This window comes from Ruminococcus sp. AM42-11 (assembly GCF_003480145.1).
Taxonomy (GTDB): Bacteria; Bacillota; Clostridia; order Lachnospirales; family Lachnospiraceae; genus Blautia_A; species Blautia_A faecis.
Map to the genome: position 1 here is coordinate 14,945 of NZ_QUIO01000003.1, position 12,926 is coordinate 27,870.

The 12,926-nt window shown below is 41.0% G+C and carries 12 protein-coding genes and 1 tRNA gene; 8 read left to right on the forward strand and 5 right to left on the reverse strand.

What is annotated here, in order from left to right; all coding sequences use genetic code 11:
* Positions 1-55: 55 nt before the first annotated feature.
* A complete protein-coding gene (locus DW904_RS02785; RefSeq protein WP_243110284.1) occupies positions 56-1,075 on the reverse strand; it encodes a DUF6128 domain-containing protein in 1,020 nt (339 codons plus the stop codon).
* A 237-nt stretch (positions 1,076-1,312) separates the two neighbouring features.
* Between DW904_RS02785 and DW904_RS02790 the strand changes: the two genes are divergently transcribed.
* Both DW904_RS02790 and DW904_RS02795 read left to right on the forward strand, forming a co-directional pair.
* Positions 1,313-1,386 (forward strand) — tRNA-Pro (locus DW904_RS02790).
* A 235-nt stretch (positions 1,387-1,621) separates the two neighbouring features.
* Positions 1,622-3,667, forward strand: coding sequence for a leucine-rich repeat protein (locus DW904_RS02795; RefSeq protein ID WP_202187656.1), 2,046 nt, complete (start codon positions 1,622-1,624; stop codon positions 3,665-3,667).
* 79 nt (positions 3,668-3,746) lie between these two features.
* Here the strand turns inward: DW904_RS02795 and DW904_RS02800 are convergent, their stop codons facing one another.
* On the reverse strand, positions 3,747-4,163 hold the full coding sequence (locus tag DW904_RS02800; protein ID WP_243110274.1) for a DUF1284 domain-containing protein: 417 nt from the start codon (positions 4,161-4,163) through the stop codon (positions 3,747-3,749).
* The gene (locus DW904_RS02805) at positions 4,147-4,704 is read right to left on the reverse strand and encodes a biotin transporter BioY (RefSeq protein WP_118577975.1); all 558 of its coding nucleotides are present in this window, start codon (positions 4,702-4,704) and stop codon (positions 4,147-4,149) included. The genes DW904_RS02800 and DW904_RS02805 overlap by 17 nt, the downstream gene beginning before the upstream one ends.
* Before the next feature lie 165 nt (positions 4,705-4,869).
* Between DW904_RS02805 and DW904_RS02810 the strand changes: the two genes are divergently transcribed.
* The 6 genes from DW904_RS02810 to pduB all read left to right on the forward strand — a co-directional run bounded on the left by DW904_RS02810 (position 4,870) and on the right by pduB (position 11,001).
* A complete protein-coding gene (locus tag DW904_RS02810) occupies positions 4,870-5,574 on the forward strand; it encodes a LytTR family DNA-binding domain-containing protein (protein ID WP_118577976.1) in 705 nt (234 codons plus the stop codon).
* Positions 5,575-5,621: 47 nt separating this feature from the next.
* Positions 5,622-6,251: a GHKL domain-containing protein gene (locus DW904_RS02815; RefSeq protein ID WP_243110275.1), complete on the forward strand. Its 630-nt coding sequence runs from the start codon at positions 5,622-5,624 to the stop codon at positions 6,249-6,251.
* Between the two features lie 284 nt (positions 6,252-6,535).
* Positions 6,536-7,732 carry an ABC transporter ATP-binding protein gene (locus tag DW904_RS02820; protein ID WP_118577978.1) on the forward strand — a complete coding sequence of 399 codons (1,197 nt, stop codon included), beginning with the start codon at positions 6,536-6,538 and terminating at the stop codon, positions 7,730-7,732.
* Positions 7,729-8,364 carry an ABC transporter ATP-binding protein gene (locus DW904_RS02825; protein ID WP_118577979.1) on the forward strand — a complete coding sequence of 212 codons (636 nt, stop codon included), beginning with the start codon at positions 7,729-7,731 and terminating at the stop codon, positions 8,362-8,364. The genes DW904_RS02820 and DW904_RS02825 overlap by 4 nt, the downstream gene beginning before the upstream one ends.
* The gene (locus DW904_RS02830; RefSeq protein WP_118577980.1) at positions 8,351-10,222 is read left to right on the forward strand and encodes an ABC transporter ATP-binding protein; all 1,872 of its coding nucleotides are present in this window, start codon (positions 8,351-8,353) and stop codon (positions 10,220-10,222) included. The genes DW904_RS02825 and DW904_RS02830 overlap by 14 nt, the downstream gene beginning before the upstream one ends.
* A 65-nt stretch (positions 10,223-10,287) precedes the next feature.
* Entirely contained in the window at positions 10,288-11,001 is a 714-nt protein-coding gene (pduB, locus tag DW904_RS02835; RefSeq protein WP_118577981.1) for a microcompartment protein PduB, read from the forward strand.
* 89 nt (positions 11,002-11,090) lie between these two features.
* Here pduB and DW904_RS23505 read toward each other — a convergent pair whose 3' ends face one another.
* Positions 11,091-11,867: a 3D domain-containing protein gene (locus tag DW904_RS23505; protein ID WP_243110276.1), complete on the reverse strand. Its 777-nt coding sequence runs from the start codon at positions 11,865-11,867 to the stop codon at positions 11,091-11,093.
* A 748-nt stretch (positions 11,868-12,615) separates the two neighbouring features.
* Positions 12,616-12,891, reverse strand: coding sequence for a septation regulator SpoVG (spoVG, locus tag DW904_RS02845; protein ID WP_118577982.1), 276 nt, complete (start codon positions 12,889-12,891; stop codon positions 12,616-12,618).
* Positions 12,892-12,926: the final 35 nt, after the last annotated feature.

The following is a 12,926-nucleotide window of genomic DNA, read 5'->3' on the forward strand; positions in this document are numbered from 1 at the left end:
AGGCGCCGCAGCGGCAATAGCTTTATTATAGGCAGTTCGCACAGGGATGTCAATTTTAACAACCGGCAGGTGGATCAATCGCACGGTACCAGTACCCTCCCCTGCCTTTTTTCACCTTGATACAGTTGCTTTCTTTGAAGCAGGAAAAGCCGAACATGCCTGCCATAAACTGTTCCTGCTGGTCGTAGCTTCCGGGTACACCAAGTATGTACCGGCCATTTGATCTGTGGCACAGAAGGAGATGTCCGAAATTGTAGTATCCGTATTGCAAAAAACGGTTGTTGCGAAGGGCGCATTGTCTTCTTGGAAAATGGACCAGATCCTGGGGTGTAATTTTCCAGCACTGGTTCAGATCGCTGTCTTGGAACGGGCAGAAGGGCTGACCAAATGGGAGTGCTATGGTTTTCTCCTTTTCCTCTTGTTTTGTATTTACTCTACAGGTAATTTTTTGCTCTGCTTCCCATATTCCCCCCACGGTTGGCTCATCTTTTGCTTGTGGTTCATCACTTATCATTTCTTCTGCTTCCAGCAGATCATCCTGCATTTGTTCCACCACATCCTCCACTTCATGCCTGTCATCTAAATCAGGTGTGGAATCTGTTTCCGGCTTGCTTTCATTCTCCAGCTTTTCTTCTGCTTTCTCTTTTATTATTTCACATACGGTACCAGTTTCTTCTTTCTTTATTATACTTTCCTTAAAATTCTCCGGGCGGATTGTCCGGTCATCCCACTCTGTTCCAAAAAAGCCTCCCGATTCTGTAAGCAAAATCATACCTCCCATTTTTTCCAGAGGAATTCCCGAGCCCCCCATATCCATTCCGTCTGTTTCCACCAGACATTCGATTCTATTTGCCTCCGTTTTGCAGCTGCCCAGCAAAATTCCATTCATCAGTCCCTCTTTTCGCACAAATCCATATACTTTGCACACTTCTCCTGCTGCCAGGTTTCCTACCTGAAGATGTGGTTCAATTGTACACATGTGATTTCTCACTTCCACCTTCATAAAGCCACAATTATCTTCCTTTTTCCCTTTTCGGTATTCATATACATATGCGATAAAACGCCGATATCCCACCAACTGACGCCCTCCCCTTTTTATGCATCTCACTCATTAATGTATATGAAAAACAGAATTTTCATTCATAAAAACGCATTCTGTTTCACTTGGAACATCTGTTCAAATGAATTAATTTAATTGCCTCTCCCCAAATAAGACCTGGTTAATTTCAATTCTTTTTGAAATTTTTTGAATTTTTTCAATTTTTCTGTTGACAAGCCAGTATATTCTATGTATAATATCACTTGCAGTTGACGAAGTGTGGCTCAGTTTGGTAGAGCGCTGCGTTCGGGACGCAGAGGTCGTGGGTTCGAATCCCGTCACTTCGACTACTTGGCAGGGGCGCCGAAATTCTTGAAAAATCAAGGGTTTCGGTGTTTTTTATGTTTAAATTTTCTTCTTTTTTCGAAAGCTATATTCTATTTTAACTATTTAGATATAGAAATATTTATTTTTTGTGCTAAAATATCTTTATCGGGCAGAGAGGATTTTCCTCTCCCAGAGTTTGTTGAAACAAGCTCTAACACAAAAGCAAAATACCATAAAAGCACCAGGAGGATGAACATGAAAAGAAAAAGAAATTTGTATCATTTATGGTTTTGTTTTGCCATGCTTCTGTTTCTGGCGGTTCCTTTTAAAGTAAAGGCGGAAACTGCCACAACGCCAGTAAGCATTTCTGTACAATATGGACAGACAGAAGCACGAACAATTCTGAATATGATCAATGAAATGCGTACAAGCAGCACAGACGCATGGTATTGGAAGCAAGACGATACAACCAAAACATATTGCACAAATCTGCAGCCATTGCAGTATGATTACGATCTGGAAAAAACAGCTATGCAAAGGGCCGCTGAAATTGCAATTATTTATTCCCATACACGTCCAAATAACAAAGACACCTTCTCCGCCTTTTATGAAAATTCAGTATATTATACTTATGCAGGCGAAAATATAGCTGCGGGATATGGAACTGCTGACAGTGTCAACGACGGCTGGAGGGAAGATAACGAGCTTTACGCCGGTCAGGGACACAGACGAAATATGCTTAATTCTAAATTCAACTGTGTCGGAATCGGTCATGTATACTACAATGGCTTTCACTATTGGGTGGAAAATTTTGCATACAGAGATAAAGTTAATACCACCCCTGTAAGTGCAGACAACACAGAAACTACCCTTACAATTCCAGTTGCAACATCAAAAATTTCTAATTTTAATATTACTTTTGACAAAGATGAGTATTCTTTAAAAACAGGTGAAAGCACTTCCATTTCCGTATCAGATCCAACGATTTCCGTTTTCGGACACTGGGGTTCCAGATTTGTTTTTGTGACTGATACCCCAGATCTAACAATTGCTGATTCGACAGTCGCTACCCTTTCGGGTTCCATAACTGGAATTTCTGAAGGCGATACTACAATTAGTGCTTCTCTTTACGGTCTGACCGCGCACCAGACAGCTGCTGTCAAAGTACATAATTGTGAAAATCACTGGGACGATGGAAAAATAACCACACCCCCCACCTGCACTAAAACTGGCGTAAAACAATACACCTGCACAATCTGCAGCGAGACTAAAACAGAAGAAATTGCTGCATTAGGTCACGATTACAGTTCCGACTGGACTATCGATACCGCTGCTGCCTGCGAAACAGTCGGCAGCAAGAGCCATCACTGCACACGATGTGACAGCAAAAAAGATGTAACTGAAATTCCTGCTTCCGGTCATTCCTGGAATGATGGTGCAATTACCACTGAGCCTACCTGTACTGATGAGGGTGTAAAAACCTTTACCTGCAATGCCTGTGGCAAAACAAGGACTGAGGCAGTCGCAGCTCTGGGTCACAACTACAGTTCCGACTGGACTATCGATACCGCTGCTGCCTGCGAAACAGTCGGCAGCAAGAGCCATCACTGCACACGATGTGACAGCAAAAAAGATATAACTGAAATTCCTGCTTCCGGCAAGCACACCTGGAATAACGGCGTAATCACCAAACCTGCAACAATTGCAGAAGAAGGCGTAAAAACATACACCTGTACTGTTTGTGGTGTAACGAGAACTGAGACAATTGCCAAGCTTCCAATGCCAACCGTGACTCCGGTTCCAACAGCCACACCAACACCGGCAATCACTTCTGCCCCAACTGTAACACCGACTCCATCCGTTTCAGTTGGAACAAAAATTACAGATAAAAAAACTGGAAACATATACAAAGTTACAAGCAGCCGTTCTTCCAGCCAGACAGTTGCCTTTATTGGAAATAAAGTAAAAACCAGTGTCACCATTCCAACTACAATAAAAATAAAAGGTGCCACCTACAAAGTAACTGAAATTTCCACCAATGCTTTCAAAAATAACCGTAAGCTGAAAAAAGTGGTAATTGGTCAGAATATTGTAAGAATAGGTAAAAATTCATTCTACGGCTGCAAAAAACTTACTTCCATTACCATCAAATCCAGCCGGCTTACATTAAAGAACATCGGCAAAAACGCATTCAAAAATACAAGTCCAAAAGCTACTGTAAAAGTTCCGAAAAAGCAGAAAGTTCTTTATAACCAGATCCTTAAGAAACGGGGACTTAATAAAAAAGCTAAAGTCAAATAAATAATCTTTAAAACACAAAGAACCGGATTCCGCAAAGTGCTGGATATCCGGTTCTCTGTATTTTTCCGCGAGAGCTGCTTTATTTACTCCACCGACTCGGCTGTTCCTGGCAGATCCGGTTCCACTGGCAATCGCCGCAGATTTTCGTTCTTTTTCCCGTTTCAATGATTTTTTTCTGTACTGCTTCGGTAAATTCCGGGAATGCAAGTTTCTGACCTTCTTTTAAGCCGCATTCTGCCAGCACTGCATTGTCATATCTTTTCACCTTCTCGGCTGCCTCGCAGATTCCCTGGCTATTGTTTGGACAGGCTGAGCAGATTTCGTCAGTTTTTACTGTGAGCCAAACATCTGCCCCTTTTGTAAAAAGCTCCAGCATTTCCTGCATATGGGCTGTAAATCCAGTGCTGTAGCCGTTTCCGATAAAAAACGCCAGGCACATCCCGTGATGAGGGCGAATGGGATATGTCTGACGTTCTTTTTTACTGCATTGGTACAAGCTTGCGTACCCTTCTGGACAAAACAAATGCCAAAGCAATCTTCACAAGATCAGGAATGATAAATGGAATTACGCACCAGCCCAGTACGGTTCCAATTCCAACAGCTCCTGTTGTACGTGTGTATACAACCATAAACCAGATAGTTCCCATTGCATAGCAGACGATCAGGCCGACTACCATGGAAAGAATCTGAATAACAGGCTTTTTGCCCCAGAGGGATTCCATTGCCCACATTACCAGGGCGGAGAAAAGAAATCCGATGATGTAACCGCCGGTATTGTTAAGAAGAATACCAAGTCCTCCTGAAAATCCTGCAAATACGGGAACACCAATAACTCCAAGTAAAATGTAAACCAGTACAGCCAGGCTGCCTCTCTTTCCACCAAGCACACCAACAGCCATAAATACACCAAATGTCTGTAATGTAAACGGCACTGTCATCGGAATGGAAATCCAGGAACAGATTGCGATCAGTACGGCGAAAATAGCTATGTATGCCAGGTCGTATGTTTTTGTCTTTGTTGCGGTTACGGTACTCATATTCTCCTCCTCGAGTAAATATTATTTTTGTCAGATACAATCTAACACAGTTACGTTACAATTGTCAACCTATTATTTATTTTTGGTTTACAATTCTCTTCGTGAAGAATCTGGACATGTTTCCCGCATACGTGCTATACTTCTGTAAAATGGAGGATTAAAAAATTGTGTCAAACATATAAAATTGCAATTTGTGATGACCTTGCCACAGACAGAAATTATCTTTCTTCTCTGTGCGAAATATGGGGCAGTCATAACAGTTATCATATACAGATTTCAGAATTTACATCAGCCGAAAATTTTTTGTTTCATTATGCCGAGAAAAAAGATTTTGACATCCTTCTCCTTGATATAGAAATGGGCGCTATGGATGGTGTTACCATGGCAAGGAAGCTGCGGCAGGATAATCATACCGTACAAATTATATTCATCACCGGATACGCAGACTATATTTCTGACGGATATGAAGTAGATGCCCTTCACTATCTGATGAAGCCTCTACAAGAAGAGAAGTTCTTTACAGTTCTTGACCGTGCAGTCACGAAGCTTATCAAAAATGAGAAGGTTCTTAACATAATCAGTCAGGGTGAGATGATTCGTCTGCCAATCTGTCAGATCAATTATGCAGAGGTAAACAGCAATTATATTACGATTCACAGTCAACAGACTATCACCCTGAAAATGACCTTAAGCGAATTGGAAAAAAAGCTGGATTCTCATTTTTTCAGAGCGGGACGTTCTGCTTTGATAAATCTGAAAAAAATCAGCCGGGTCACAAAAAAAGAGATTTATTTACAGGATGGAAGTATAATCCCCCTTCCACACGGCGCTTATGAGAAGGTTAACCGGGCAATCATTAATATGGACTGATTTGGGAGATTGAAATGCATTTATTTTCGAAAAAAGCAGATAAAAAAATGGCTGCATATCAGAAGGAACTGGTTGAAACTCACTATCAGGAAGTTGATAATATGTACCGCCAGATGCGAGGCTGGCGCCATGATTATCGTAATCATATTCAAACAATGAAGGCTTATGCAGCCACAGAAGACTGGGACGCAATCAGACATTATCTCGATCTTCTTGACAAGGATCTTACCACAGTAGATACTGTGATAAAAACCGGAAATGCCATGACAGATGCTATTTTAAATTCTAAAATATCACTGGCACGGTCCAAAGATATTCAGGTAATTGCAGATGCTGACATTCCGGTTAAGCTGAATTCCTCTGAAATTGATCTTTGCTGTATCATCGGAAATTTATTTGACAATGCCATAGAAGCCAGCCTGCAGCTTCCCAAAGAAAAACGACTGATCCGCATTTATATGGACATGAAAAACACGCAGTTATACATTTCTTTCACTAATTTTACAGCGGGAAAGAAGTTGAAAAAACAGGGAAATCTTTTTAAAAGTACAAAAGGTGATGGTCATGGTCTGGGGCTGATCCGTATTGATGATATAGTAAAGCGTTCTGATGGATATATCAGCCGAAACAGTGAAGATGGCGCCTTTACCACTGAAATTTTACTGCCCCAGTTATAATTCATCCCCCGAAACATGCAATTCATCCCCGGTTTAATCCGGGGATATTTTTTCTGGTAAAATCATATTAAGAATCTTTTTAATGATACCAGAGTCAAAAGGTCAAAAAGCCGATGCAAGCTCGCTTGCAAGAGGATTTTTGACCTCTTGACCCGCAAAAAACATGAGTAAATAGCCATTTTCCGAAGAAAAATGAGCGGATTACGAATGTTTTTGAAGATTGCGGGAGTGCAAAGCACGTAGCAATCTGGTATCAAAAGAAAAATAAGAAAGAAGGGAAAATCATGTTTCAAAAAAATCCTGTATCAAAATACAGTACTTTTCAAAATATATGGTTCATGATTAAACTTGCCTGCACTTCTCAGGAGAAGAAAGTTCTGGTGATCAGCTTTTTTATCGCACTGTTAACCATTATACAGAACCTTCTTAACCTTTATGTTTCTCCTGTCATATTAAGTGCAATAGAAAATCATGTTTCCATTCAGGAACTGCTTTTTACAATTGTAATTTTTGTGCTTATGATAATGCTGGTATCAGCTGCATTGGCTTATGCAAATCAAAACGTAATTTGCGGACGGATCAGTGTCCGTTGTGAGATTGTAAATCTTTTAAACAAAAAAGCATCCACAACATCTTATCCCAATATAGACGATATGAAATTCAAAAAATTACTGACCAAATCGGCCGAATATACGGACAATAACGATCAGGCCACTGAAGCAATCTGGAATACACTAACTGTACTTTTGATCAATATTGTCTGTTTTTTTATTTACGCCGGTCTTCTTACACAAATTCATCCAATTCTGATTTTGGTCATTCTGTCAACTGCCGGAATCAGTTATTTTATCTCTCAAAGATTAGATGAATATAAGTATCAACATCGGGAGGAAGAAGCTGAATATATACATCAAATGGCATATTTATTAAACCGTGCAGCTGACTTTGGTGCAGCAAAAGATATCCACATTTTCGGTCTTCGTTTCTGGCTGGAAGAATTATACAGCAAAACAGCCAGGGAATTTACAGCATTTCATCGAAAAGCAGAAAATGTTTATATCTGGGCTGGAATTGCAGATTTGACTTTTACTTTTCTGCGCAATGGAGCGGTCTACGCATATTTAATTTATTTGGTATTATACCGCGGTCTTGATGTGCCTGCTTTTTTGCTTTATTTTACTGCAGTGGACAGTTTTTCCACCTGGGTTACAGGAATTCTGGAAGGTCTTTGCACATTACATAGACAGTCTCTTGATATTTCCACGGTCCGGGAATGTCTGGATTATCCGGAATTATTCCGTTTCAAAGATGGACTTACCTTAAATCAGGACGCTAAAAATAATTATGAAATTGTTTTGGAAAATGTTTCATTTCGCTATCCAGGAGCTGAAACAGATACTTTAAAAAATATAAATCTTACCTTACATCCAGGAGAAAATCTGGCAGTTGTAGGTCTTAATGGTGCTGGAAAACTACGTTGATCAAAATAATCTGTGGGTTTCTTGATCCTACAAAAGGACAGGTAAAATTGAATGGAACAGATATCCGAAACTATAACAGAAAAGACTATTATAAGCTGTTCTCGGCAGTGTTTCAGGATTTTTCATTGTTAGCGGGAACCATTGCAGAAAATGTGGCGCAAACAGAAAATTTCGACCTGAAACAGGTGAAAAATTGTATCAAAAAAGCCGGCTTGCTTCCAAAAATAGAAGCTCTTCCAGATAAGTATCAAACCTTTCTGAATCGTGAGGTTTACAAAAATGCAATTATGTTTTCGGGTGGAGAAACACAGCGCCTTATGCTCGCCCGCGCATTATATAAAGATGCCCCTTTTATTATATTGGACGAACCAACTGCCGCACTCGATTCCATTGCTGAAGCAGACATTTATCAGAAATATGACGAAATGACAAAAGGAAAATCCTCAGTTTATATCTCCCATCGGCTCGCTTCTACCAGATTCTGCAGCAGAATCTTAATGCTGGAGCAGGGAGAAATACAGGAAGAAGGAACTCACGAAGAGCTGTTAAGGCAAAGTGGAAAATACGCTGCTCTCTATGAGGTTCAAAGCAAATATTACAGGGAAGGAGATGAGGAAAATGAAGACAAATGAGAAAAACATATCGTTAAAAGAAGCACTGCAGCTTAATCACAGAGCATATAAGCTTTTTTACCGATATTATCCAAAATTAATTCTTTCCCAAATCAGTCTGACCATCTGGAAAGCACTGACTCCCTATGTAATCATATATTTATCTGCACTTGTTATTGAAGAACTTGCAGGCGACCGAAGCCCTGACCGCATTCGTCTTCTGGTAACGATTACTTTATTATCCGGAGCAGGAATCAGCTTGATATCTGCATTTCTTAAAAAATGGAAAAGGACTTGGAGCGCAGGTCTTGGAATGAAAATCAAGCGAATTTTGTGCGAAAAACTTTTTGATATGGATTACTGTGATTTAGATGATAGCAAAACTATGGAGTTATATTCTTCCATTATTCAAAATCTCAATGGACCTGGGTGGGGACTATACAATGTTCTGTTAAATTATGAAGCTCTGTGTTCAGAAGGATTTTCGATCATTTGTGGCTTATCCATGACCATTTCCCTTTTCACCAGCCAGATTCCAAAAACAGCAGAAAAACTTGTTATTCTTAACAATCCGGTATGTGTAACAGCCATAATTTCTGTTATGGTACTGATTACCTGGTTTTCGCCTGTACTCGCTGGAAAGGCAGGAAAATACTGGGTCAGAAGTGCAGATCTGCATACCTTTTCCAATCGTTTGTTTGCATATTACGGACGTCTGGGCTATGATAGCAAAAAGGCAGCGGATATGCGGATTTACCAACAGGAAAAAATATGCGAAAAGCATAATCTGAGCAAAGAAAATCCTTTCGGTTCCAAGGGATTATTTGCCAGATATGGAAAGGGACCTGTTGGATTTTACATGGCAGCGTCTTCCGCAGTATCTGTAATTTTCACAGGGATTGCCTATGTTTTTGTATGCTTAAAAGCCTGGACAGGTGCCTTTGGAATCGGAGCGGTTACAAAATATATTTCCTCTATTACGAAAATATATTCAAGTGTATCCGGCTGTATCTCCACCATTGAAGATATGCAAAACAATGCTGTTTTTCTGAAACAGACATTTGAATTTCTGGACATTCCCAATAACATGTATCAGGGAAGCCTGACTACTGAAAAACGCAGTGACCGAAAGTATGAAATAGAATTTCGAAATGTTTCTTTCCGATATCCGGGATGTGAACAATATGCCCTTCGAAATATTAATTTGAAATTTAAAATCGGTCAGAAGCTGGCTGTCGTTGGTATGAATGGAAGTGGAAAGACTACGTTTATCAAACTCCTATGTCGCCTTTACGATCCTACAGAAGGAAAAATTCTTCTTAACGGAATCGATATCCGAAAATATAATTACAAAGAATATATGATGATTTTTTCCGTGGTATTTCAGGACTTCAAACTTTTTTCCCTGACTCTTGGAGAAAATGTAGCCGCCAAAATCAATTATGACGAAGAAGAAGTAAAAAGTGCTCTGAAGAAATCCGGATTTTACAATCGCCTTTCCACAATGCCAGAAGGTCTGAATACTTATCTCTACAAGGATTTCAATAAAAAGGGAATTATCATTTCCGGCGGAGAGGCTCAGAAAATAGCTATTGCAAGAGCTATTTATAAGAATGCCCCTTTTATTATATTGGACGAACCGACTGCAGCTCTTGATCCCATTGCGGAAGCTGAAATATATGAAAAATTTAATGAAATAACAGGCGATAAAACTGCCATTTATATCAGTCATCGTCTGTCTTCCTGCAAATTTTGCGATAAAATAGTTGTATTTCATGAAGGATCTGTGATTCAGACTGGAACTCACCAGGAGCTTGCTGCCGATAAAAGTGGAAAATATTTCCAACTATGGACGGCGCAGGCGCAATATTATAGATAAACAGCTTTTCAATTTCCCTTAATCATGTTAAACTAAGGAAAAGTAATGCTACGGAGGTTTTTTCCATGGACGTACACAGTATCAGTACCAAATGCGCCCGCACTGAATTTGTGGGAACTGCTGTTCTGGATACCATCGGACTTGTAATTTCAGGAGTTGATGATACTCTTTTAAAGGAAATGAATATAGGGACACGCTATCATACCCTTGGACTTTTCAGTTCCCGTACAGGTGCAGCAGGTCAGATCACTGCTGTCGATGATGCGGTGAAAGCCACTGGCACAGAGGTTCTTTCCATTGAATTTCCACGGGATACCAAAGGCTGGGGTGGACACGGCAACTATATTGTGATTGGCGGAAATGATGTTTCAGATGTGCGCCACGCTATTTCGCTGGCGCTGAAACTAACTAATAAGTATGCAGGAGAATTATATATCAGCGAATCCGGTCATTTGGAGTTTGCTTTTTCAGCCAATGCAGGCGGTGCTCTTGCCATGGCCTTTCACGCAGTTCCAGGGGAAGCTTTCGGATTCATGGCAGGTTCTCCGGCAGCGATTGGACTTGTAATGGCAGACACTGCAATGAAGGCTTCTGCAGTTCATATTACACGCTATATGACACCGAGTATCGGTACAAGCCATTCCAATGAAGTTATCCTTGCCCTCTCCGGAGATGCCAGTGCTGTGAAAGAGGCTGTACTCCAGGCAAGACAGATCGGCCTGGAACTGCTGATCGGAATGGGAAGCTATCCGGAAATTCCGGGAGAACCGTATTTATAACAATCCCCCCTATATATTATTGCAGACAAATGCCCTGACAAGCAGAAGATTTTAATGATCTTAATCCTGTCAGGGCGTATTCTTTTTCCTTAATTCAGTCTGTAAACCTCCGCACTCTGAAGTCCAAATGCAAGTGCCTCTGAATGGCTGTTAAAATAAATATCCACATGTCCGTAAGGTGTTCCAAGATCCTCCACTGTATACACATTTCCATTGATCAGGAGCTGAGTTCCGAATGGCACACCAGCCATGGCAACGGTTCTTCCCGCTGTAGGAACAGTTCCGCTGGCTGTCAGGTTTCCTGCTGTTCCGCAGCACTGTGCACAGTTACAGTATGCGGTGAGAGTAAAGGTTCCAAGGTAGGTTCCCTGTGAAGATGAACTACTGCCCTCGGAAGAACTGTCGGAGCTTTCACTGCTGTCCGATGACTCGGTATAAGAATCATCATAGGCACTGCTGTCATCTGCGTCCTGATTGGAATCACTTTCAGACTCGCTGTAGTCATCGTAGGATTCCTCTGTGCCATAGTTTTCCCCGTCACTTGGTGACTGGGCGGCAGCCTCAGCTTCCTGGGCTACCTGCGCCTCCTGGGCTGCTTTCTCTGCCTCTGCAGCCTGCAAAAGGCTGTAAATACTGCTGTCTGCATTACTGATCTGTGTATTTAAAGCACTGATTTCATCCTGGCTGGCACTGATCTGATAAATATAGGACTGAATGTTCTCATTTGTGCTTGCAGTAAGTGCCTGTACCTCTTGCTGTTTGGCAGATTTCTCTGCCAGAAGTTCATTAATATTCTGAGCTTCCTCTTCTGCCTGCTCTTCCTGGGCCTTGATATCTGCCTGAAGGGCTTTATATTTAGCAAGCATGTCTCTGTCATACTGGGAAATCTGGCTATATTTTCTGCACGGTTCAGAAACTGAGCCAGATCTTCTGAGGACAAAAGCAGCTCCAGCATGGAAGCACTTCCATTCTCATACATGTATACAATACGCTTCTTCATATCCTGATACTGCTTGTCCGCTGTGGCCTTGGCTTCCTCAAGCTGGGTATTCAGAGTTTTCAGCTGCTCTTCTTTCTCCGCTGCCTGAATTCCAAGCTCAGATACACTGTTGGTAAGGTCTGTATACTGAGCATTCAGCTCTTCCAGATAGCTTTCAAGCTCCTGCTTCTTGCTCTCCAGAGATGCCATGTTGGACTGCTGCTGTGCCAGTTCTGCCTGCGCAGCTTCTTTCTGTGCCTGTACATCAGCGATCTGTTCCTCCGTAGAAGAAGCAAATACTGCCCCGTGCATAGAAACAATCATGATTCCAGTTAACAACATTGAAAAAATCTTTTTAAATCTCATCTATGTAAACACCTCGTTATTTTTTTCGTATGTCAAGTATAACATATTTCGTAATTTTTTCAACACTTTTATTTAACCTTTGTAACATTTACGTAATATTTCACAATTATCCAGAATCTGGAAAGATAATGAAATACATGGTTATAGAACAAATTCAGGCACAATATACCGTGAAATAGTTTGGGCAAATCACAGGAATGTTTTTGCAAAATATCCCGCATTTCATGAATCTCTCCATAAAATGCGGGATGTAAAAACCTCTCTCCTTCTTATACCGCAGCTTCTTCCTCTGCTGCAGCTTCCTGGTATTTCTCGAGAATGATCGTCTGGATCTTGTCACGAGTGGAAGAATTGATTGGATGCGCGATATCCCGATATTCTCCATCGGTTGCTTTGCGGCTTGGCATTGCGATGAAAAGACCTTTCTCTCCTTCGATCACCTTGATGTCATGTACTACAAATTCTTCATCAATGGTAATGGAGACTACAGCTTTCATCTTCCCCTCCTTTGCAACCTTTCTCACCCGTACGTCTGTAATGTTCATTTTTGCTGCCCCTTTCCTCTTAATCGCATTTACTG